The organism is Methanomicrobia archaeon, from assembly GCA_011049045.1.
Lineage (GTDB): Archaea > Halobacteriota > Syntropharchaeia > Alkanophagales > Methanospirareceae > JACGMN01.
Map to the genome: position 1 here is coordinate 23,360 of DSCO01000058.1, position 22,406 is coordinate 45,765.

The window sequence follows — 22,406 nt, forward strand, 5'->3', positions numbered from 1 at the left end:
AAATCAACTCAAAGCACGAGCGAGCGTCACACGATCCGCACGTCACCGACTCTAATTCCTTTGCTCCGGGCCACGATCTCGCCAACGATTTGTCCGCCGGTTGTCTGTAGCGCTTCCCGCTTCGCCTGCTCGGGGATCACCACCGCGAAGCCCATGCCCATGTTGAAGGTCTTATACATCTCTTCGGCAGTGATGTCGCCCTGCTCCTGAAGGAACGCGAAGATCTCCTGCGGCTCGAACGGGTTATAGATATCGTAGCCGAGCTCGGTAATTCGGGTCAGCTTGAGGAACCCGCTGCCCGTGATATGGGCCGCGCCATGTACCTCGCAGCGCGCCATCAACTCCAGGACCTCCGTATAGATCCGCGTTGGTATGAGCAGCTCTGCACCGATGCTCCGCTCGGGATTCGGCGGGAACGGATCGGTATAGGCGAATCCCGCGGATTCCACCACCTTCCGGGCGAGCGTCAAGCCGTTGCTGTGGACGCCTGCACTCCTGAGTCCCAGGACGAGGTCGCCCACCTGGATCTGCTCGCCCGTAATTACGCGATCTTTATGCACATAGCCGACACAGGTCCCCGAGAGGTCTAATCCGTTCACCAGTTCCGGCAATATCGCCGTCTCGCCGCTCACGATATAAATGTCCGCGAGTTCCGCACCGGCTTCCAGACCACGGGCCACCGCCACCGCGACCTGCTCATCGGGACGATCGATCGCGAGATAATCAACGAAGGCGAGTGGCGTCGCACCCAGACAGTACAGGTCATTCACGTTCATCGCGACGCAGTCGATCCCGATGGTATCCCACTTCCCCAGCTGCTCTGCGATGAGCACCTTCGAGCCGACCCCATCGGTCGATATCGCGAGGAGGTGGAAGGGATCGAACGGGAGCTCGAAGAGCCCGGCAAAACCCTGTGAGCTGGTCTGCCGCGTGACCACCTCAGAGATCGCTTTGACCACGCTGCGCTCCTTCGTGATATCCACGCCCGCCTTCGCGTACGTCCACCGCATAGCATAGTGAGATTGGTGACGCAGCAGTTAAAGGTTGTCGAGAAGGTGTAGCGGGTACCTGTGGGATGCCGGGAGAAGTAAGACCAGCGTGACGGCGGCACGAGCGCCTGATCGCCGCCCTAGTTCACCGCTGCCTGTATCCGTGCTACCCGCGCCATCGCCGTCGTGCACGCGTCTGCACGTGACCTGCCGACACCAATACCCGTGGCGATGGGCTCGCCCTGGTGCACCGTTCTCCCGCGTGCGGGTATGTCCACGATCCCCGATCCCCCCCCGGTAAGATCCGCGGTGACGAGGCCGTCGCGCGCGGCAAACACGATCATCTTGGCTGCGTATCGTTTCACCGCGATGCGTGCTGGCAGCTCACCCGCCACGGCGCGAACGTGCGCGTCCACCAGGTTCAATCCGGTCGCGAGCTCAACGGTATCCAGACTGCCCTGCACGCGTGGATTCACCTCGATAACGACCGGGCCGTCGTCGGAAAGAACCACGTCCACACCGTTCGAGCCGATCAAGCCCAATTCCGCGGTCAAGTCCTCCGCAAGCTTGCACACCTCCGTCGATCGTGGTGCGGCCATGGGTGTGATATTCCCGCAGTAGACCAGCGGGCCGGGCGCGGACAGCGACTTCATACCTAACAACTGCTCGTTCAGGCAGATCGAGACCGCTTCCTGGTTCGATAAGAGCACCGAGACCGAGGCATGCTGCCCTTTAACGTAGTCCTGATACAGGAAGTCCGGCCGCGCCTTCGCCGATCTGATCAGCTCCTTCTCGGTCTGGCAGAAGAAGTTCGCGGTACCGCCACCGCCCTGAGCAGGCTTGGCCACCACCGGGTAAGCGAGCGGTATCCGCCTCTTCTGAGCGCACAAAGCGGTTATCGCACGACCGCTCACCGTCCGGGGGTGCGGGATACCCAGCTCGTCCAAACACGCGGCCAGCCACACCTTATCCGCAACCACGCGCGTCTTCTCCGGCCTGTTCCCCAGGATCTTTCCACGCGCCGTATCTGAGAGCGAGCGGTAATCAGCGCTCTCGAATCCCGAGCCCATGATCACGCCATCAACGAGTCCCTTCACGTCCTCAAGGATCGTCAGCCCTTTGTGAAGATCATCGGGATCCAGCAGGTAAAAATTGCGCGCACTCCCTCTCGTATCCACATCGCCAAATGCATCGGCTGCGGACATCTCGTAGCCCGCTCGCTGGCCTGAGCAGACAATGTGCCGAACGGAGAATCCGAGTGCGAGGATGGAACGTATCTCCTGCATGAGTTCGCGGCTATCTTCTCCCCCTTCAGTAAGGCAGCAACTTAGTAAGGTAAGGTAAGTATAGTATAGTGCCGCGGAAGAAAAAAAAAAGAACGTCAGGTGCGGTAGACGCACCCCACGGAGAAGGTGCGCTATAAAGATATATCTACCAAGGCACGTACATATACTGTCTAAAACGAACGAGCGAAGTATCTGGTGATTTGCAGATGTCGTATTTTGGTAAAGAGCGGCAAAAGGCGGATTTCCTGGCGCTGGAGCAGGCGATTCTGGCGCTCTGGGACTGCGAGCGGACCTTCGAGCGCAGTGTGAGCCAGCGTGAGGGTTGTGAGCGGTTCGTCTTCCTCGAAGGTCCACCTACGGCGAACGGACTCCCGCATCCCGGCCATATTCTCACCCGCGTTGTGAAAGACCTTATCCTTCGGTATAAGACGATGCGCGGCTACTATGTGCCCCGCAAAGCGGGCTGGGATACGCACGGACTGCCGGTCGAGATCGAGGTGGAGAAGGAGCTGGGTATTCGCACAAAGCCCGAGATCGAGACCTACGGCATCGAGAACTTCAACCGCAAGTGTAAAGATTCTGTATTTAGATATGAGAAGGAATGGGTGAACGCCACGAGACGGGTCGGATTCTGGATCGATATGAACGATCCGTACATCACGTTCCATAAGAGCTATATCGAATCAGTTTGGTGGTCGCTGAAGACGATCTGGGGTAAGGGGCTGCTCTATAAAGGTCATAAGGTCGTGCCCTACTGCCCCCGGTGTGAGACCACGCTCAGCAGCCACGAGGTCGCGCAGGGCTATCGCGACGTGGACGACCCCTCGGTCTTCGTGAAGTTCAAGCTGAAGCGAACGGCAGAGGATGCGAGCCCGATCTTCCTGCTGGCGTGGACGACCACGCCCTGGACGCTCCTCGGGAATATCGCACTCGCCCTGCATCCCGAGCACACATACGCTAAGATCCGGTTGACCGAGGCGGACGAATTCGGACGGCCCGGCGAGTCGGTGTTCATCCTCGCGGAATCGCGCTTGACCGTTATCGAGGAAGACTACGAGGTCCTGGAGCGGTTCCCCGGCGCGCAGTTGGACGGCGAAGAGTACGAGCCGCTCTTTGCGTACGCTACCATCGAAGGGGAGGCGCACAGGGTGATCACCGCGGAGTTCGTCACGCTCGATGAGGGTTCCGGGATCGTGCATATCGCGCCCGCCTTTGGTGAGGTCGATTACGAGGCCTGCAAGGTGCGTGAGCTGGGCTTCACGCAACCGGTGGATAGCGAAGGCCGCTTCACCGACGAGGTGCCGCCCCTTGCGGGCATCTTCGTGAAAGATGCTGATCGCGAGATCATTGAGATGCTGCGTGAGCGCGGGATACTGTACAAAGAGGAGCGCTATGCGCACTCCTATCCCTTCTGCTGGCGCTGCAATTCACCGCTCCTCTATTACGCACGTGAATCATGGTTCATCGGGATGTCACAGCTCCGTGACCACCTGCTGGCGAACAACGAGCAGATCTCCTGGTATCCCGGGCATCTGAAATACGGCCGGTTCGGGAACTTCCTCGAGAACATCGCCGACTGGGCACTGAGTCGAGAGCGGTTCTGGGGCACGCCATTACCGGTCTGGATCTGCACGGCGTGTGGCGCACAGCACTGCGTGGGCAGCCTCAAAGAGGTGCAGGAGCGGGCTGCAATGCCCGTGCCCGACGATATAGATCTCCACCGGCCGTACATTGACGACGTGATCCTGAGGTGCGACGCGTGCGGTGGCGCTATGGAGCGGGTAAAGGACGTGATCGATTGCTGGTACGATTCGGGATCCGCGCCGTTCGCGCAGTGGCATTATCCCTTCGAGACAGAGCGCTTCACCCAGAACTTCCCCGCAAACTTCATCACCGAAGCGATCGATCAGACCCGGGGCTGGTTCTATTCGCTCCTCGGGGTCTCGACCGCGGTCTTTGACCGGCCGCCGTACCACACGGTACTCTCGCTCGGCCACATCCTCGACGCGAAGGGCGTGAAGATGAGCAAGAGCAAGGGTAACGTGGTGGACATCAATGCGCTCTTCAAGACCGAAGCGGCGGACGCGCTGCGCTGGTATCTCGTTACTGCGGGGCCGTTGACCGAGGATATCCGGTTCTCCCCTGAGGCGATCAGGGAGAAGCAGAAGAAGTTCCTGAATACACTCTGGAACTCCTACTTCTTCTTCATCACCTATGCGAACATCGACGCGTTCCATCCCGCCGGGAAGAGCATCCCGGTCGAGCAGCGGAACCCCCTGGATCGCTGGCTCATCTCGCGGCTCAACACGGTCACTCAGGAGGTCATTACGGCGCTCGAGCGCTATGAACTGCACGTGGCCGCGCGTAAGCTCGAGGAGTTCGTCTCGGACGAGCTGAGCAACTGGTACATACGACGCTCACGGCGCCGGTTCTGGATCGCGGAGGAGAACAGAGATAAGGATTGCGCGTATCTCACGCTCTATGAGGTGCTCGTCGCGCTCTGCAAACTGCTCGCTCCCTTCGTCCCGTTCCTCACCGAGCATATCTATCAGAATCTCGTACGTGGTATCTCCGGCGATGGAAAAGAGAGCGTCCATCTCTGCGATTATCCCTGCCCCGAAGAAGCGCTCATTGATACCGAGTTGGAATCCGCGATGCGGCTGATCTCAGACCTCGTTGAGGCCGGTCGGCGAGCACGGTCGGATGCGGGTATCAAGATCCGCCAGCCCTTGCGCGAGCTGGTGATCACGTGCAGTGCAGACCAGCGCGCAACGTGCGAGGAGCTGATCGCGGTGCTGGAGGACGAGGTGAACGTCCGTGACGTGCGCTTCGAGGCGGCTTCGAAAGCGGTTGCAGAGCGCCTTGCCAGCGCGCGTGAGAAGTACCGCGCGGTCGAGCTGGGTGCCGGGCTCTGCCTGTACCTGGACTGCAGCCCGGACCGGACGCTGATCGAAGAAGGTCTGGTACGTGACATCGTGCGACGTGCGCAGGGTATGCGGAAGGATCTTGATCTGGACTATACCGAGCGGATAGCGCTGACCTACGCGGGTGACGCTGAGGTCAGGGATGCGATCCATAACTTCGCCGAGTATATTTGCACGGAGACGCTGGCCGAGACGCTGGAGGAAGGGCCGCCCGCGAGTCCCGAAGACGAACGCGTGTACGGGAAGACCTGGCGAATCGGGGATAAAGAGGTCTATCTCGCGATCCGGGCGCTTGCTGCTGCGGACCGCGACTGAGTTGAGTACGTGACCGCGTGAGTGCGCGCACTCCGGGTAGCGCGAAATCGTAAAGAGTAATTTATATAAAGCATCAATAAGAGGAATGGAAACTAGGTAAAAGGAGAGAAAGAAAAATGCCAGCAGTAGTAGATGAAGAGAAGTGTAACGGATGTGGAACCTGTATAGAGGAGTGCGCGGTCGAGTGCATCACGCTGGAGGGCGAGGGAGACGACGCCAAGGCGAAGATCAACGCTGAGGAATGCACCGATTGCGAGACCTGCGTGGATGTCTGCGAACAGGGCGCGATCAGCATGCAAGAGGCGTAGTTACGTTAGCGTAACGTACTTGACCTAAGCTAAGCTAACCTATCTAAGCTAACCTAACGAACAGCACTCTTGCGTGCGTTCTGGCACATCACGAGACGGTGGGACGAACTATGGGCACGGCACCAACAGGCGTGAAGATCGAACGGATCGGGATCGAGAATCCCGAGGGTAAGCAGGTCATCATCGGTCAGGGCAATTTCAGTATCTTCACCTGTGATGACCTCTTCATGACGCTCCTGACCACCGTGCCGGGGATCAAATGCGCGGTCGCCATGAACGAAGCGGTGCCGAAGTTGACGAGAGTCACGGGGAATGAGGAGCGTCTGAAACAGCTCGCCGGTGCGAACTGCCTCCGAATCGCCGCCTCTCATACTTTTTTTATTCTCCTTGAGAACGCGTTCCCGATCAACGTTTTGCCGGCGTTGAAGGCGCATCCTGCGGTGGCCACGATCTTCGTCGCCTCCGCGAACGAGCTCGAAGTCATCGTTGCAGAGACCGAACTCGGCCGCGCGGTGATCGGTGTCGTGGATGGCACCGCGGCAACCCGGCTCGAGACGTCTGCGGAGAAGCAGGAGCGCCGGGCGCTCTGCGCGCAGTTGGGGTATACGCTCGATTAATTACTAACCGAATCCGTGGTCCGCTGGCGCTTTCCTGGTTACTAACGGCTGATACCGAACGGCCGGGAAGGCGCTTATTACGCTTATTACCGCTCCTTTGATCAATCCCGAGTTGAGTAAGCCTGCGAATTCGGCTGCTCGCTCACGGTAAGCACTGCCCATTCATACTCGCGGGGCCACAGAGCGAGGCGTTTCAGTCACCGCTCGAGCTGTTCGGCCGCGTCAACGGTATAGCCCGCGTGCACGAGCTTTGAGATCTTACGCACGAGCAGTATCGGGTTCTCGGCCTGAAAGACATTGCGACCGATGGAGACACCGGCGGCACCCACCTGGATCGCATCGTAGATCATCTCGAAGAGCTCATGCTCGGTGCCCATCTTCGGGCCGCCCGCGATGACCACGGGTATCTGACAGCCCTGCACCACCTCTTTGAAAGTCTCCGGCGAGCCGGTGTAATTCGTCTTGATCATATCAACGCCGAGCTCCGCACCGACCCGTGCGGCATGCTTGACGTACTCAACCTCGTGCTCTGATTGCACCTTCGGGCCGCGGGGGTACATCATGGCGAGCAGCGGCATGCCCCACTGATCGCACGTGCGCGCCACCCGCCCGAGGTCAGTGAGCATCTCCGCCTCGTCGTCCGCGCCAACATTGATATGGACACTCACAGCGTCCGCTCCGATCCTGATCGCGTCCGTCACCCGGGTGACCAGGACCTTATGGTTCGGATCAGGCCCGAGCCGGGTGCTCGCCGAGAGGTGTATGATGAGCCCGATATCCTTGCCATAGCCGCGGTGGCCGTGGAGCGGGAGACCCATATGCCCGAGCACCGCATTGGCACCGCCTTCCGCGACCCTGTCCACGGTCGCGCGAAGGTCGATCAGGCCGGAGATCGGCCCCGCAGTCAGCCCGTGATCCATGGGCACGATGACCGTCCGGTGCGTCTTCCGATCAACGATTCGTTCCATCCGAATCGCCTTTCCGAGATTGTACATAGATCAAGATAAGGGGTAGTAGGGACTTAAAGCCCGTGCTCTTTCCCGTGCCTCGCGGCGGTTACCGCAACCACCGCTCAGGGCACCAGGCCCGGGAACCACAAGCCCGCGGCTTCGTCCAGCCCGAACATCAGGTTCATATTCTGGATCGCCTGTCCGGATCCGCCTTTTACGAGGTTGTCTATGGTCGAGATCACCACGATCCGATCGCTGCCTTCTTCAATGGCGAAGCTAAGGTCGCAGAAATTCGTGCCGCGCACGGCACCCAGTGTGGGCACGCCCGATCGCAGCCGTATGAATCGCTGGTCCGCGTAGAATTCGGTGTAGAGCTGCTCGATTGCCTCGGCCGTCTTCGAGACGCCCGCTTTCAAGAAGACATGGGCCGTGGTGAGTATGCCGCGGATTGCGGGAATAACGTGCGGGGTGAAGCCCACGGGAATGCGTAACTCCTGCCGCATCTCCGCGACGTGCCGGTGCGCGGTGATCTGGTAGGGGATGATATTCTCAGCGAGATTGGGGAAATGTGATTTCTCGGAGGGCGATTCACCTGCGCCGGAGATCCCGGACTTCGAGTCGAAGAGCACGCGCTCCACCAGGCCTGCTCGTACCAGCGGAGCCACTGCCAGGATCGCGCCCGTGGGGTAGCAGCCGGGATTTGCCACCAGGCCCGCCTGCGCAACCTCAGGATGCAGTTCCGGGAGCCCGTAGACCGCGTTACGCTCCTCTTTATCGGTATGCTCAAGCTGGTAGATCCGCTCGAAGTCCGCGCGCTTCAGGCGATAGTCTGCACTCAGATCGATCACGCGCACACCGTTTTCGAGGAGGCGCGGCACATAGGTCATGGCACTGCCATGAGGTACCGCAACAAAGACCACATCGCTCCGATCCGCGATCTCGCGGGGATCAACATCGTCGTATGCGAGCGAGATGAACGGTGCCAGGTATGGATTGACGTCGCTTACCTGCTGTCCCTTCTGGCGCCGGGACGTTACGATAGAGATATGTACCTCTGGATGAGCCAGGAGCAACCGGATGAGCTCAAGGCCGGTGTAACCAGTTCCGCCTATTATCCCCGCTTCGATCATGTCTGTCTGTCCGCCTGTCTTACCATAATTGGGTGCTGATTAATAAACTCTGAGGGTATGCAGCGTTCTCGCCGGTGTACGCGCTCACGATCGGTCTTTTCCGTGCCACCAGTTCAGGAGTTCGGGCTCGTGGCGCACGTGCGCTGGGTAGTAAGTAGACGGCACAACGAAAGACGTGGAGCACAGCGTGATCGACCCGCGCACCTGCACGCGCCTGAAGCTGGCTGAACAACTCTTCAGGCTCGCGCCCCTGTAGATCTGCGATCGAGCGAATGCCCAGGGTCCATAATGTTTCAGCGATCTTTTTCCCCACACCCGGTACCTGCTGCAGCTCTTGCAGCGCCGCTTGCTTCTTTGAGACTTGCATGTCGATTAGTTCACGCAGCTCAGATGATAAAGGGTCAGTGATAGAACCGTGCGAATACCGGCCGGTTGGTGCTGCAGCCGATGAGCGGTTTCGTGGTCTTGCGGCCGGAAGAACTTAAAAGGTTGTGGTGGTAACGTAGATACAGATACCGATGGCACGTAAAAGAAGCGTGAAGAAGGAACGCGACAATGCGCGGCTGCAGAAGATACTTGTGGGGCTCTTTATGGCCATGATCATGGTCGGGTCAGCGATTGCGGTACTGACGTTACTGTAAGCTCAGCGGGATACCGGCGTTCGGTCAGTCAGGTCTGCTGCGCTTTGATGTAATTGATCAGCCCGCCGCTTTTCAAGAGCTGCTGCATGAACGGGGGCAGTGGCGGGAACGTATACGCCTCCTGTTTAGTGAGATTTTCGATGATCCCCTGATCTATATTGAGCTCGAGCTGGTCTTCTTCATCGATCTGCTCGACGACGTCCGCCTCGATCAACGGGAGCCCGATGTTGATGGCATTTCTGAAGAAGATCCGAGCGAAGCTCCTGGCGATAACACACTCTATACCTGCGCCGAGCAGTGCACGCGGCGCATGCTCTCGCGAGCTGCCGCAGCCGAAATTCGCACCGGCCACAATGATGTCGCCCGCCTGCACCTCGGCCGCAAATTCCGGGCGCACTTTCGCGAACGCATGTACGGCGAGCGTCTTCGCATCACCGGTCGTCAGGAACTCTGCGGGAATGATCTGATCGGTATCCACGTTATCGCCAAACTTCCAGATTCGCATGGTCTCTTTCGTCCTATCTGCTACCCGCAGGTTGCTCATAGGTAGCGGTTTTTTGTATAAAAATGCCTGGTTCAGGACTCGCTCCCCCGGATTCCGGCACGCTTCTTCGCCCGAGCTGCGATGTTCTATTCGGGACCTCTGGCGCGCAGACGAGCATCAGACTCACGTGAAGAAGCCCAGCAACTTCATGCCGACCTTCACCAGGCCGACCTTGAGCGAATTTCCCAGTCCAACGCCTTCGTACCGTATCGTGCCCCGAGCCAGGGCATCCTGGAACGCGGCAACGGGATTACTGGCGGCTATAATCGCTTTTACGGTTGCCTCGTCAGTGTACGCGCGCATCGTCGGATCAGCGATCGCGCCCTTCTCGAAGCTGACCACGTGTGCATTCGAATCGGTCGCAATACCGAGCACGAGCACACTCCCGTCGTTCAGCGTGATCTCAGCATGGACGCGCGCATCGCTTGCAATGGTCTTGATGAACGGGATGCTATCCACATTCGCATTGTAGACCGCCACCATAGGCTCAATCGCGTTAAAGATCGCATCACCCGAATCCAGCGCCGCGGCGTACGGAGCGAATCCCAGGAGCATCGTGCTCATCATACAGAGCGCGAGTACTGCCGGAAGGGCGTTCAGTTTCTTCAGGTTCAACAGGTTCACCCCCTATCTACAGATACTTCTCTTTTACCGTATTTAACCTTTTTGGTAGCTTTGCGCGCTTACGCACTCGCTCGTTCGTTCGCTAGACCGGCAGCTCGTTCGGGTCGGTAATCCGGCCGGTGATCGCCGATGCCGCAACGACCGCGGGATTCGCCAGGTATACCTCGGAATCCTTGTGCCCCATGCGGCCGATGAAGTTCCGGTTCGTGGTGCTCACGCACCGTTCACCGTTCGCGAGCACACCCATGTGCCCGCCCAGGCATGCGCCACAGGTGGGGCCGCAGACAAACGCGCCGGCGGCAAGGAACGTCTGGATGAGCCCCTCGGCTATTGCCTGCTGGAAGACTCGATCGCTCGCGGGCACGACCACCATCCGCACGTCCTCATGCACCCTTCGGGGCGCCCGCAGGAGTGCAGCAGCGATCCGTAGATCCTCGATACGGCCGTTCGTACAGGAGCCAAGGTAGGCCTGATCGATGGTGACATCGAGCTCGCGTGCCGGCACGGTATTCTCGGGCAGGAAAGGGCAGGCTACCGTGGGTGGGATCGCCGCGGCGTTATATTCATAGATCTTCTCGTACTCATCATCGCGCCCATCGGCATATACCGGCGAGTACTGGCCGCGAACGCGCCCTTTCAGGAACGCGAAGACCTTAGCGTCCGGCGGTATGATCCCTGCCTTCGCCCCGGCTTCGATCGCCATGTTCGAGATCGTGATTCGATCAGAGAGGCTCAACTGCTCGATCGCGGTGCCATAGAACTCCTGCGCACGATACAGCGAGCCTGAGACACCGATATCGCCAATGATGTGCAGAACGATATCTTTTCCCATGACGAAGGGCTGCAGTGCGCCGTTGACCACGAACTTCTGGGTCTCCGGCACCTTGAACCATAATTTACCGGTCGCCATCGCCGCTGCCGCCTCGGTGGAGCCGACGCCGGTGGAGAAGGCGCCGAGTGCGCCGTAGGAACAGGTATGAGAGTCCGCACCGATGATCAGCCGGCCCGGCGCGGCGAAACCGTCCTCGATCATCACCTGGTGGCAGATACCGCCGCGGCCGATCTCGTAATAGTGCGCGATCCCGTAGCGACGCGCATAGGTCCGCAGCGCCTTCGCCTGCTCGGCTGAGGGCACATCCTTGTTCGGCACGTAGTGATCCTGGACCACCACCACCTTTTCGCGCCTGATCCGGTGCTCGGGACCGAAGGCCTCGAAGACTTCGAAGGCCGGGACGCCCGTGACATCGTTCACCATGACGTAATCCACTTCGCATTCCACGATCTCACCAGCGCTTGCCGCCGCTCCTTTACCAGCCTTCTCACCCAGTATCTTCTCTGCTATCGTGGGCATGGTTCACTAACCAGTTCTTTGCCAGGATAAGAAAAACGTTGCCGGTTTTTACGTACTTACGGCTCGCTAGCAGGTTTCCGGTCGGTTTGCCTGCAGGTCGAGCTGCTGTGCCAGAGCGATCACGATTTGGCGGGGGACCGCAACCAGCCCTTCGGGACCCGCATTCAGCGCGACCCAGGTGTTCAACGCGGTGCAGATCTTCAATATCTTCGCCTCCTCGCAGGTATGACGGGTAATGGTATGGACGATCTCGTCCCGATTGATGATCTTCACGAAATAACTGGCCTCAATAACCTGCAGCAGCGCCTGCGCGCGCGCTTCTGCGTCTTCCGTATCCATAGTAGTGCTTTGTTCATCCGGGTATATGAACAGGACAACCGTAAGGCACGGTGTGGCACCTGCATGCAGGACCGCTGCAATCAGGTATAGGTCCCGGTCACCCACCGCGTGCCGGTGATCTCAGCCACCGCCCGCGTGAGTGCAATGAGATCCTCACGATCAAGCGCATTCACGTCGTTCTTGCCCACGATCCGCGTGAGTGCAGCGACTTCGGCCGTCGCTACCTGTATGAAGTTCGCGAGCCGGTTTACGCCCGTTTCGAGCTCAAGCTGCTTCATCAGGCCAGGGTTATGCGTGGTGACGCCGGTCGGGCATAGTCCGGTATGGCAGAGCCGGTACTGCTCACAGTTGATCGCGATCAAGGCCGCCGTGCCCGTGTAAACGGCATCCGCACCCAGGGCGAGGCACCGGGCGAAATCTGCGGACGTGCGCAGCCCGCCGCCCGCAATGAGCGTTATTTTACCGCTCATGCTAAGATCGCTCAGGTATCGTGCCGCGCGCGGTAACGCGGCAACCAGGGGAATCCCCACGTTCTCGCGCACGTAATAGTCGGTCGCACCGGTACCGCCACCGAACCCGTCAAGCGCCACGAAATCCACCCCGGCGTCTACTAACACCTCCAGATCCTGCTCCACATTACCGCAGCCGATCTTCGCACCGATGGGCACGCCGTCCGTCTTTTCACGCAGCCAGGAGACTTTCGCCTTGATCTCCGCGGGCGTGGCCATATCGTGGTGGTGGGCAGGCGAGTACGCAGCTTCACCATCCGCTAACCCGCGCGCCTCAGCCACATCCGGGGTCATCTTACTCGCCGGCAGATAGCTGCCCTTGCCGGGATACGCGCCCTGCCCGAACCGTATCTCGATGGCGGCCACGCGCTTCAAGAGCGCCTCGTCCACGCCGAACCTGCCGGTCGCATACTGCCCGATGAGGAATTCAGGAGCAGCAGTCAGTTCCTCATCCAGGATACCGCCCTCGCCCGAGTTGAACGCGATCTTCAAGAGCGCTGCGGTACGTGCGATGACGAGTTTCACCTTCTTTGCGGTCGCCCCGTAGCTCATGCCCGCGATCATGATCGGCGCGGCGACCTTCAGCGGCCGCTTCGCCTGCGGCCCGATAACCACCGTGGTGTTTACTGGCTCTTCACGATTGAGCGGGATCCGGTGCACCTGTGCGGGGACGAACTGGAGGTGCTGCAAGGAGTATGGCAGCGGTTTCAGGGAGCCCATAGACCGCACCACGCTCGTGCCGGTCGCGGCCATCTCCTTGATATCCACCACGGTCTGGTAAAACGCAGCGTCTTCGTCCGCTCGCCGCTTGCGTATGATTATGCCCGTATCACCGACCGGTTCTTTATCGCAATAGTAGATGCGCTGCAGCTCGTTCTCGGCATACACGGGGCAGAGCGTGCAGGTACAGCCCTTGATGGGGATATCGCAGCTGCTCGACCCGCGTGCGCAACACAGCACCTCCTCGCCCGGGCACCCGTGAGGATAACTCGGACAGCTCGCGCAGATACACTTCTTACGGTTTGCCGCGCTATCTTCGACCATACGAAGGCTCCGTTAGGGTGAGTTACTCAGTGTGCTTTGCCGTCACGGCAGAAATAGCCCAGCGGTTTGCCGCTTACCAGCGCGTACTCTTTCCAGAGCGGGCAATCGCCGCAGATGCACATCTGACGGGTATTAAGGTCTTTACAGGCCGCAGTACCCGTTGCGCAATAGAGGCCCGGGACATCTTCCGGCTCCGGCATCACGCCGCTACCTCGCGCCGCAGCCTTCGCCAGCTGCGCCTTCACGCAGGCGCTTCCGGTCTGTACCGGGCATTGCGCGCAGAGGCACTTCGCAACGTTCTCGCGGGTAAACGGTACTTTTTGGTTCTGCTCAACCATGTTCGTTTCCACCTCGTTCGTTCACAACACTTACAAATAACGAACCATAGCGAATTTAATAGTGCTGCTGGCTGTTCGTTACGCTGTACAGCTACGGTCCACCCGCGCGAACAGCGCTAAATCAGGTGCGGATACGGCGGTCTCCGCGGTCTGCTTGCTTGTTCTCTGCTTCCGCACACCGACCGGCCCTACCCCGTCTGATCCACGCTGTTGAATTTCACACACGAGAGCGATACCGTCTCGCTTTATTTATTTAAGTCCCCGGGCGTCGCCCTACTTGCCTTTCTGCATATAGGCCAGTACGTCCTCGATCCGTTTTGAGACGTCACCGAGTATTTTCTTCTCTTCCGCGCTCAGTGAAGGGGAGACCTGCAGCCCTTTCAGGATACCGATCGCCTCAACAGCCTTATTCATCTGATCTGAAAGCTTTTCAACCTCAGCCCCTTTCTTCTCGCGCTTCTTCGCGCGCTTATGCTTCGCTCTCACATGATGCGCCAAGAGTAATGGCTTGTCAAATTCCTCGCCGCAATACTTGCACTTATATACCTTCTTCTCTACGGTCATTTCTTTCACCCTGTTCTTACCATTGTGCAGTCAGTATATAAATACAGTGCACATGTTGTAGTGGCTCGAAAGTTATGGCACACTCTTTTAGTTCTTATTGTGGCATTGATTCAACACCTTTTTGCGCCCTGACTCTTGAACGTACGTGAAGTTCTATAAAGATAGCGCGAAATCGAGCGTATCACGAACTCAGGGCCGACTGTTTCGTCGCGACAGCGATACAGCAGTTCAGGTTCACGGTCACTCAGCAACCACGCCGATGTAAAAGGGCTCGAGCAGGGATTGCGCGTTCTCGGAATGCGGTATGCCCGTGCCGGGTTTTTCGTCCCACACTGCGGTGACATCAGTGCCACACCGCTGGAGGATCGTACTGCCAAAACTGCCACCGTGGCACGGCATGCCCGTGGCGTTATAGACCTGCCCATGGATAACGATCCAGCAATCCTGAGCGGTGCTGTGGCGCGCGACCTCTGCGAGTGTGAAGCTCGTTTCAGCACCGCCGTCCGGTGGTGCTTCCTGCTCCACGCAGCCGGAGGTGAAGAACAGCGCGAGCAGCAGACCTGCTATGATCCACCCGTATACAGATCTTCGGACCATTTTGTACCGTATAGAATGGTGCACCGGTATTTATCTCTTTCGCTCGCCTGTCTGCCTGGCCTGGCTGCCTGCCTGGCCTGGCTGCCGGCCTGCGGCCGTCACGTTGCAGGGGGCAGCTGAGCTCAATCATCCATAACAAACGGTATTTTCACGCTGTGGCATACCCGTCGAGTCGAAAATGTGCTGTCGCACCCATTACCTTAACAGCCCCGCTTGCCAGCACCCACCGCGAGATCAGTTACCCCCGGAGAACCGGTCGGCATCCATCACCCGTCCTGTGGCCAGGCTGCGAAGATATTAGCACGCGGTGCATACGTTAGTACAAACCAGAAGAGGTCGCGAGCCGTGATAGACGAATCAGAATATATCCGGCATTTTGCCGAACTCGTGGAATTGGAGCGGGTGGAGCAGATGCGGCAGCAGGAGCAGGAGATGCGGCGGCTGAGCGGCCGCGAGCGCGAGGCGCAGGGCCGCGCGTTCCTCGAGCTGCGCGGCAAATCGCAGGATTGGGGCCTGTGCGGTAAATACCTGGTGCGCTTCAGAAAGCAGGTTACCGGGCAGCCGTTACCGGAGAGCGAGATCGAGGTTGGGGACCTCGTGCTGGTGAGTGCAGGGGGCGGCAATCCCTGGGATGAGGATAATCCGACAGGGACCGTGGCGGAGAAGACCGCGCACACGATTACCGTTGCGTTCGACGAGCCGCCGCCGGGCTTTGTGTATCGCAAGGACCTCAGAATCGATCTCTTTGTCAGTGACATCACCTTTCAGCGTATGCATGAGGCGCTGCAGCGCTTCAAACGGCTGCCGCGCGCGCGAAAGGAGACGCTGCTGGGGCTTGTGCCACCGCAATTCGCGCCGATCACGGCGGTCGCGTTTTGCAACGGGCAGTTGAACGAGAGTCAAGAATCAGCAGTGCTGCAGTGCCTGGCGGCACGTGATTTCTTCCTCATTCATGGCCCGCCGGGCACCGGGAAGACGGTCACCTGTATCGAAGTGGTGGTGCAACTGGTCAGGCGCGGCAATCGGATCCTGGCGGCCGCGGACTCTAACGTCGCGGTCGACAACCTGGTGGAGCGGCTCGCTGCGGCGGGTGTGAAGGTTGTTCGCGTCGGCCATCCTGCACGCGTTATCCCGTCATTACGTGAGCGGAGCCTGGATTATCTGGTGCAGGACGATCGGGATTATGCGCATGCGCAGGAGCTGCGGGCGCGCGCACTGGAGTTGAAGACGAGCACGGACTGGGGTGTCATGCCCGAGATGCGCTGGCGCCGCGGCCTGAGCAACGAGGCGATCATAGAGCTCGCACGGCAGGGGCGATCGGTGCGCGGGATACCGGTGTCGAAGCTGAAGGGTATGCGGAAGTGGCTGACGGTGAAGCAGCAGATGGACCACCTGTTCGCTCGGGCGCGCGACCTGGAAGAGATCGCGATCAACCGTATCCTCAGGGATGCCGAGGTGGTCTGCACGACGAACAGCACGGCGGGCTCGGAGATCCTCAGTCCGGTGAAGTTCGATGTCGCGGTCATTGACGAGGCGACGCAAGCCACAGAGCCCTCGGCGTTGATCCCGGTGCTGAAGGCGAAGCGGTTCATCATGGCCGGCGACCACAAGCAGCTGCCGCCGACGGTTCTGAACGAAGCAGCAGCATGGGGCAGCCTGAGCAGGAGCTTATTCGAGCGGCTGTTGCAGGCCTATGGCGACCGGATACGGGCGATGCTCGCGATCCAGTACCGTATGAACGAGGAGATCGAGTCCTTTCCGAATCAGGAATTCTACCAGGGCAAACTGCGCGCGTTTGACACCGTGAGAGGGCGCACGTTACGGGAGCTCATCCCGGCATCCCGGGACGCGGTACTGGAGCCCGATGATCTTGTACCGTTCCTGTTCCTGGACACCCAGGGTCGTGAGCCGTACCGGGAACGAACACGGAGGGGCTCGACCTCGAAGGAGAATCCGGGCGAGGCGCGCGTGGTCCGGGGCATCGCGGAACATCTGCTGGAACTGGGACTTCGGCCCGAGGCGATCGCGATCATCTCGCCCTATGACGATCAGGTCTCGCTCATGAAATCACTGCTCAGGGTCGAAGGTCTGGAGATCAAGACGGTTGATGGGTTCCAGGGCAGAGAGAAGGAGGCGGTTATTGTCTCCTTCGTGCGCAGTAACGACCGAAGAGAGCTCGGTTTTCTGAGCGATCTGCGCCGGCTGAACGTCTCTCTTACGCGTGCGAAACGGAAACTGGTTTGTATCGGCGATGCAACAACGCTGGCGAGCAGCGGGTGCTACCGGCGGTTGATCGAGTCGGCGAAGGCACGAGGCGCGTACAGAGCAGTGGCTTGACCGCGTTCAGTCCCGGTGCTCGATCTCCACCACCTTCTTCCTGCTGCTCGCACCGGCAACGATCCGCACGTTCGCGTTGAAGTATGCGGAAAGCAGTTGAACGACCGCTTTATTAGCCCTGCCTTTTGTCGGTGCCGCTGTTACCCGCACGATGAGTGGCTCGGCCTCGATGACCTCGTCCGCTCGTGCGTTGGGAATGACCTTGATCGTCCTCGTCTCCATTACAGAAGAGGTACGAGGTGCAAGGGATTTAAAGGATAACGGTCTTGATTACAGGAGAGCAGTAATGCACGCAAGTGGGTGAACGATGGAGACAATGCTACGGGCGCATGTGGTGGTCTCCGGGCGTGTGCAGGGCGTTTACTATCGCTACGCCACCCGTGCGGAGGCGACGATGCGCGGTGTGAAGGGTTGGGTGCGCAACCTGCGGGATGGCCGTGTGGAAGCGGTCTTTGAAGGCGATATGGTGAAAGTGGAGGAGATGATCGACTTCTGTCATTACGGCACGCCGGACGCGAAAGTCTCTTCGGTCGAGGTAACCTGGGAGGAGTATACGGGCGAGTTCAAGGAGTTCTCCATTCGCTATCGATAGCGTGGCCGGTCGCGGCGTGTGCGTTCTTTCAGCCGCTGAGCCGCCTGTTCGGGAACGAGGAACTCCGGCGCGGGGTGTACGCGCGGTTTCAGGGTGCAAAGACGCTGATGAGATCGTCGCGCGTGATGACCCCGACGAGCTTCCCCTGGTCATCGACCACCGGTATGCGGTTGAAATCGCGCTTATGCATGATCCGTGCGGCATCGGAGATGGATGCTTCGGGCGTTATAGTCACGGGTTTTCGCGTCATCACGTCCGTTACGAGCCCCTCGAAGAGCGCATTGATCTCCTCCGGGATCCGCTTCACCTTGCTCATGTATGCGGTGAGCGAGAAGACGGGGAAGGGGTTGAGCGGGTCAATATCGGGGAAGGGCACGGATGCGGTCAATTTCATGATGTCCGCTTCACTGATCACCCCGACCACGTTCCGGTGGTCATCGATCACCGGTGCGCCGCTGATGTGATGTGTGCGGAGCGTTTTCGCGACGTGCCGTATGGTATCCTCGGGCCGGAATGTGATGACCGCAGAGGTCATGAGCGCTCCAACTTTAGTAGCTGCTTTTGATGCCATCGTGTTCCGTTCCGTTCCGTTCCGTTCCGTTCTGTTCGTTATTCCCCCTCCAGCTGCTCGTAGAGCGAGGCGAGAATGTCCGCGCGCGTGACAATGCCGACCAGTGCGCCGGATTCGTCGAGCACGGGCAGGCGATTGAAGCCGGTGAGGTACATGATCTGTGCCGCGTCATCGATCACGGTATCCGGCGACACGGTCTCGGGATCCTTCGACATGATCTCCCGTATCTGGGTCGCACCGGCCTTCTCGATGTCCTGCTGGATGTCCCGTGGCTCTTTCTGATGTAGCTGCAGGAGCTCCAGTGTGGTGAGGATCGGGGTGTACCAGCGGTACGTATCCAGGAGCTTCAGAATGTCCGCTTCACTCACGACGCCCACGAGCTCCGCGCGCTCGTTCAGCACCGGCGCGCCTGCGACCTTCTTCGTCCTGAAGACCTGGGCGACCTCGAGCACCGAATCGGTCTCCTGTACCGTGATCACGTCCCGGGTCATTATCTCCGCCACTTTCTCTTTCATGGATCGTCACGCACCTATTTGCTTTCGAGAGCGTTTTGTTCGGTCTGTTTGTTGTTAAGTTAAGTATCCGCTCGTTCATATCCCGCTCTGGAGGCCGATCGCTTTCCGGATGACCTGTGCGATGGGTATGGAGCAGATCATGTACCAGAACACCCAGTACGGGAGTCCAAGTACGAACCGCGCGGCGAGCTCCTTCTCGCCCATGAGCGGGAAGATAACCGAGCTAATGACGGTGATATCGACGTAGCGCCAGATCCACATGAAGATGGGGATGGTGATGATCCCGATGTACGCCATGGGCTTCATCTGCTGCCGGAACATCTCGCCGGAGAACTGTGTCTGTTTCCGCATGATCTCCTCCTTCTTCTTCTCCAGCTTCTTCATCAGGGTCTTGTTGTTCGTTCGTTTCGCTTCCATGAGCTCTTTCTGCAGCTCCCTGATCTGTTTCTGATATTCCTTCGACTTCGCCATCAGCTCCCAGTTCATGGTGTACTTCTGAACCACGGTCGTATAGATGCCGGTGATGACCGCGAGTATAAGGATCGTAATGAGGAAATGATCGACGCCTACCGCGTCCGCGAGCGGATCGAGCACGACGCCCAGCGCGCTCCCGAGCCCTTCACGCAGGCCGGGAACGATGATGATGCCAAAGAGGATAAAGAACCCGAGCGCCATGAGCGCGCTCTCGAGGAGCTTCTTCATCTGCTGCTTCTGCTGTTGGGCAACGCGCTCTTTACTCACCATTGGTACCGTTCTACTCTGCGTTATAGGAGTACAAAAGCGGAGTATTTAAACTTTTTCTGGCTGCTGGAGCGGTTCTTGCAAGGCAGCGTACAGCAGGATTTTCGCAGGAATTCACGAGGAATACCCGTTTGGAGGATCACCATGCGGTCATTCATCGTTCCGGAGATTGAGAAGCTTTTCCTGGTTCACGGCTCATTCTGCTCTTCCGCAAGCTTCTTATCGGTGACCGTATACATACATCCTGTGTGTCGGTCCTCCCTGCTTTAGCAAGCAGAATGAAGAGTTCAGCATTGCTTTAAACGAACCCGCGTTCTATCACTGACTGCGGCCGTATCGCTGGTATCCGCCAACTTTCCTATAGAATAGAATAGAATAGAATAGAATAGAATAGAATAGAATAGAATAGAATAGAATAGAATAGAAGAAAAGTTAATTAAAGAAAGATTCTCTTCAATCAGACCAAAACGTGATCGCCGGTATCAACTCCTCGTGCAGTTTGCCGTTGCTGTCAACGAACGATGTGCTGGTTATTACTCCGCCCGTGGCATTGTGCGATGGCTTGTAGATGCTCTGCGGGTGCGAGCCGGTGTATAGTATATATTGTGGGTTTTGCCTCTTTCTTCTGTTCAGCTCGTACTGCAAAAAAGGGTGATGGGCAGAGAAAGCAATGCCCACCATCATCTTGGTCTCTTTACGATAACCTCCAGCAGTTCAGCGGATAGCGGGGGTCACCCGGGAACCCGACGTGGTAGAGCAATCGCCCCACATCCGCCACGTCTACCGTACCGTCGCCGGTGACATCGCCGCAACTCCCCCATACCACATACGCCGAACCCGAATTTGTGCCTTTGTCATCGTCACGGTATGCGCCAACGAGGGCATACTCACCGTCGATGGCTACCGAGTAGCCGAAATAGTCATCTGCGGCGCCGTCGCTGGCCGTGAGCTTTGCCTGCTGTGTCCACGAGCTGCCGTTCCGCTTGAAGACATACGCCGAACCAGAATTTGTGCCTTTGTCATCGTCAAAGAATGCGCCAACGAGGGCATACTCACCATCGATGGCTACCGAGATGCCGAAATAGTCGTATGCGGCGCCGTCGCTGGCCGTGAGCTTTGCCTGCTGTGTCCACGAGCTGCCGTTCCGCTTGAAGACATACGCCGAACCAGAATTTGTGCCTTTGTCATCGTCACGGTATGCGCCAACGAGGGCATACTCACCGTCGATGGCTACCGAGTAGCCGAAATAGTCATCTACGGCGCCGTCGCTGGCCACGAGCTTTGCCTGCTGTGTCCACGAGCTGCCGTCCCGCTTGAAGACATACGCCGAACCAGAATTTGTGCCTTTGTCACCATCCTGGCGTGCGCCCACGAGGGCATACTCACCGTCGAGGGCTACAGCGTAGCCGAACTCGTCATCTGCGGCACCGTCGCTGGCTATCAGCTTTGCCTGCTGTGTCCACGAGCTGCCGTCCCGCTTGAAGACATACGCCGAACCAGATTTACTGCCTTTGTCATCGTCAAGGAATGCGCCCATGAGGGCATACTCACCGTCGAGGGCTACTGAGTAGCCGAAATAGTCACCTGCGGCGCCGTCGCTGGCCACGAGCTTTGCCTGCTGTGTCCACGAGCTGCCGTCCCGCTTGAAGACATACGCCGAACCCGAAGTACTGCCGTTGTCGTCATCGCCGTATGCGCCCACGAGGGAATACTCACCGTCGATGGCTACCGAGTAGCCGAAATAGTCACCTGCGGCACCATCGCTGGCCACGAGCTTTGCCTGCTGTGTCCACGAGCTGCCGTCCCGCTTGAAGACATACGCCGAACCAGAATAATTGCCGTTGTCGTCATCGCCGTATGCGCCCACGAGGGCATACTCACCATCGATGGCTACCGAATAGCCGAACTCGTCATCTGCGGCGCCGTCGCTGGCTGTGAGCTTGAACTCGGCAGCATGGACGCTCGAGACTAAAGATAGCGCTAGTAAGACTGAAATGACCACATAAAAAGCAAGTTCTCTCCTATTCATTTTTTTCCGCCCTTCTCTTTGGGTACTTCTATCGCGCCCCTCCTCGGCGCTTTCACCCGGTGCCACAACCCAGTAATCCACGTAATTCACGGGTGTTGTAGACTGACATGAGAAGGTGGGGCGGAGGTATATATGTGCTTTTCGGTTTTGTGCACGCTCAGCTCATGGCCACTAGGAACTACTCGCCAGAACCTAAATTGGCAGAGGTTATGGAGATGGAAGAAAGCGTTACCACTCGGAAGAAAGGGCGAGCTTCGTGAAATTGCTTGTCCAGGCCTCAACCCTCATATAAAATAGCGGTTCTTCTCCATGTTTAGGAACGAACAGAGGAAATAAAAACCCCGCTAGGCATCTTATTTGGCGAAAATGGGCAACAGGAAAGCGTCTTTTCGCTGTCCCTGAGGGGGTTGATTTTCACACGTTTTGCCGTAGCTGTCTCCATGGATCTATCAGGTGACAACGTGACCAAAGTGTACGTATACCACTCGAGAATATCGTAGAGATCGTTGCTGAGGTCTCACTCAACCCAAAGTTGCCAGATTCTCGCAAAA

Annotated in this window: 22 protein-coding genes and 1 pseudogene; 5 read left to right on the forward strand and 18 right to left on the reverse strand. The window is 58.5% G+C overall.

What is annotated here, in order from left to right; translation table 11 throughout:
- Nucleotides 1-26 precede the first annotated feature (26 nt).
- Nucleotides 27-1,010 carry a phosphoribosylformylglycinamidine cyclo-ligase gene (locus tag ENN68_08025; GenBank protein ID HDS46015.1) on the reverse strand — a complete coding sequence of 328 codons (984 nt, stop codon included), beginning with the start codon at nucleotides 1,008-1,010 and terminating at the stop codon, nucleotides 27-29.
- A gap of 119 nt (nucleotides 1,011-1,129) precedes the next feature.
- Nucleotides 1,130-2,275, reverse strand: a complete 1,146-nt coding sequence (locus ENN68_08030) for an ATP-grasp domain-containing protein (GenBank protein ID HDS46016.1) — start codon at nucleotides 2,273-2,275, stop codon at nucleotides 1,130-1,132.
- A gap of 206 nt (nucleotides 2,276-2,481) precedes the next feature.
- On the opposite strand from ENN68_08030, the gene ENN68_08035 reads away from it, so the two are divergent.
- The 3 genes from ENN68_08035 to ENN68_08045 all read left to right on the forward strand — a co-directional run bounded on the left by ENN68_08035 (nucleotide 2,482) and on the right by ENN68_08045 (nucleotide 6,439).
- Nucleotides 2,482-5,514 (forward strand): isoleucine--tRNA ligase, encoded by a 3,033-nt coding sequence (locus tag ENN68_08035; GenBank protein ID HDS46017.1) that lies wholly within the window; start codon nucleotides 2,482-2,484, stop codon nucleotides 5,512-5,514.
- Between the two features lie 116 nt (nucleotides 5,515-5,630).
- The gene (locus tag ENN68_08040; GenBank protein HDS46018.1) at nucleotides 5,631-5,822 is read left to right on the forward strand and encodes a 4Fe-4S dicluster domain-containing protein; all 192 of its coding nucleotides are present in this window, start codon (nucleotides 5,631-5,633) and stop codon (nucleotides 5,820-5,822) included.
- Between the two features lie 110 nt (nucleotides 5,823-5,932).
- Entirely contained in the window at nucleotides 5,933-6,439 is a 507-nt protein-coding gene (locus ENN68_08045; GenBank protein HDS46019.1) for an adenosine monophosphate-protein transferase, read from the forward strand.
- 197 nt (nucleotides 6,440-6,636) lie between these two features.
- On the opposite strand, the gene ENN68_08050 is transcribed toward ENN68_08045, so the two are convergent.
- The 11 genes and pseudogenes from ENN68_08050 to ENN68_08100 all read right to left on the reverse strand — a co-directional run bounded on the left by ENN68_08050 (nucleotide 6,637) and on the right by ENN68_08100 (nucleotide 15,070).
- Nucleotides 6,637-7,434: a fructose-bisphosphate aldolase gene (locus tag ENN68_08050; protein HDS46020.1), complete on the reverse strand. Its 798-nt coding sequence runs from the start codon at nucleotides 7,432-7,434 to the stop codon at nucleotides 6,637-6,639.
- Between the two features lie 77 nt (nucleotides 7,435-7,511).
- Nucleotides 7,512-8,519, reverse strand: a complete 1,008-nt coding sequence (locus ENN68_08055) for an N-acetyl-gamma-glutamyl-phosphate reductase (protein ID HDS46021.1) — start codon at nucleotides 8,517-8,519, stop codon at nucleotides 7,512-7,514.
- Between the two features lie 84 nt (nucleotides 8,520-8,603).
- Nucleotides 8,604-8,886 (reverse strand): annotated as a pseudogene (locus ENN68_08060) (DUF4332 domain-containing protein).
- A 302-nt stretch (nucleotides 8,887-9,188) separates the two neighbouring features.
- Nucleotides 9,189-9,665, reverse strand: coding sequence for a 3-isopropylmalate dehydratase small subunit (locus tag ENN68_08065; GenBank protein ID HDS46022.1), 477 nt, complete (start codon nucleotides 9,663-9,665; stop codon nucleotides 9,189-9,191).
- Nucleotides 9,666-9,827: 162 nt separating this feature from the next.
- Nucleotides 9,828-10,319, reverse strand: coding sequence for a hypothetical protein (locus ENN68_08070; GenBank protein ID HDS46023.1), 492 nt, complete (start codon nucleotides 10,317-10,319; stop codon nucleotides 9,828-9,830).
- 91 nt (nucleotides 10,320-10,410) lie between these two features.
- The gene (locus ENN68_08075; protein HDS46024.1) at nucleotides 10,411-11,679 is read right to left on the reverse strand and encodes a 3-isopropylmalate dehydratase large subunit; all 1,269 of its coding nucleotides are present in this window, start codon (nucleotides 11,677-11,679) and stop codon (nucleotides 10,411-10,413) included.
- Between the two features lie 66 nt (nucleotides 11,680-11,745).
- Nucleotides 11,746-12,018 (reverse strand): hypothetical protein, encoded by a 273-nt coding sequence (locus ENN68_08080; protein ID HDS46025.1) that lies wholly within the window; start codon nucleotides 12,016-12,018, stop codon nucleotides 11,746-11,748.
- Nucleotides 12,019-12,098: 80 nt separating this feature from the next.
- Nucleotides 12,099-13,571, reverse strand: a complete 1,473-nt coding sequence (locus tag ENN68_08085; GenBank protein HDS46026.1) for a DUF2769 domain-containing protein — start codon at nucleotides 13,569-13,571, stop codon at nucleotides 12,099-12,101.
- A 26-nt stretch (nucleotides 13,572-13,597) separates the two neighbouring features.
- Nucleotides 13,598-13,909: a DUF2769 domain-containing protein gene (locus ENN68_08090; GenBank protein HDS46027.1), complete on the reverse strand. Its 312-nt coding sequence runs from the start codon at nucleotides 13,907-13,909 to the stop codon at nucleotides 13,598-13,600.
- A 273-nt stretch (nucleotides 13,910-14,182) separates the two neighbouring features.
- Nucleotides 14,183-14,473 carry a hypothetical protein gene (locus ENN68_08095; protein ID HDS46028.1) on the reverse strand — a complete coding sequence of 97 codons (291 nt, stop codon included), beginning with the start codon at nucleotides 14,471-14,473 and terminating at the stop codon, nucleotides 14,183-14,185.
- Nucleotides 14,474-14,713: 240 nt separating this feature from the next.
- The gene (locus ENN68_08100; GenBank protein HDS46029.1) at nucleotides 14,714-15,070 is read right to left on the reverse strand and encodes a hypothetical protein; all 357 of its coding nucleotides are present in this window, start codon (nucleotides 15,068-15,070) and stop codon (nucleotides 14,714-14,716) included.
- A 345-nt stretch (nucleotides 15,071-15,415) separates the two neighbouring features.
- Here ENN68_08100 and ENN68_08105 point away from each other — a divergent pair, with 345 nt between their 5' ends.
- The gene (locus ENN68_08105) at nucleotides 15,416-17,407 is read left to right on the forward strand and encodes an IGHMBP2 family helicase (GenBank protein HDS46030.1); all 1,992 of its coding nucleotides are present in this window, start codon (nucleotides 15,416-15,418) and stop codon (nucleotides 17,405-17,407) included.
- Between the two features lie 6 nt (nucleotides 17,408-17,413).
- Here ENN68_08105 and ENN68_08110 read toward each other — a convergent pair whose 3' ends face one another.
- Nucleotides 17,414-17,629 carry a DUF167 domain-containing protein gene (locus ENN68_08110; GenBank protein HDS46031.1) on the reverse strand — a complete coding sequence of 72 codons (216 nt, stop codon included), beginning with the start codon at nucleotides 17,627-17,629 and terminating at the stop codon, nucleotides 17,414-17,416.
- An 85-nt stretch (nucleotides 17,630-17,714) separates the two neighbouring features.
- Here ENN68_08110 and ENN68_08115 point away from each other — a divergent pair, with 85 nt between their 5' ends.
- The gene (locus ENN68_08115; GenBank protein HDS46032.1) at nucleotides 17,715-17,999 is read left to right on the forward strand and encodes an acylphosphatase; all 285 of its coding nucleotides are present in this window, start codon (nucleotides 17,715-17,717) and stop codon (nucleotides 17,997-17,999) included.
- Between the two features lie 88 nt (nucleotides 18,000-18,087).
- On the opposite strand, the gene ENN68_08120 is transcribed toward ENN68_08115, so the two are convergent.
- From ENN68_08120 to ENN68_08135, 4 genes are all read right to left on the reverse strand, one after another.
- Nucleotides 18,088-18,570, reverse strand: a complete 483-nt coding sequence (locus ENN68_08120; GenBank protein ID HDS46033.1) for a CBS domain-containing protein — start codon at nucleotides 18,568-18,570, stop codon at nucleotides 18,088-18,090.
- Between the two features lie 38 nt (nucleotides 18,571-18,608).
- Nucleotides 18,609-19,085 (reverse strand): CBS domain-containing protein, encoded by a 477-nt coding sequence (locus ENN68_08125; protein ID HDS46034.1) that lies wholly within the window; start codon nucleotides 19,083-19,085, stop codon nucleotides 18,609-18,611.
- A 75-nt stretch (nucleotides 19,086-19,160) separates the two neighbouring features.
- A complete protein-coding gene (locus ENN68_08130; GenBank protein HDS46035.1) occupies nucleotides 19,161-19,829 on the reverse strand; it encodes a DUF106 domain-containing protein in 669 nt (222 codons plus the stop codon).
- 691 nt (nucleotides 19,830-20,520) lie between these two features.
- Complete coding sequence (locus tag ENN68_08135; protein HDS46036.1) at nucleotides 20,521-21,855, reverse strand: hypothetical protein; 1,335 nt, start codon at nucleotides 21,853-21,855, stop codon at nucleotides 20,521-20,523.
- Nucleotides 21,856-22,406: the final 551 nt, after the last annotated feature.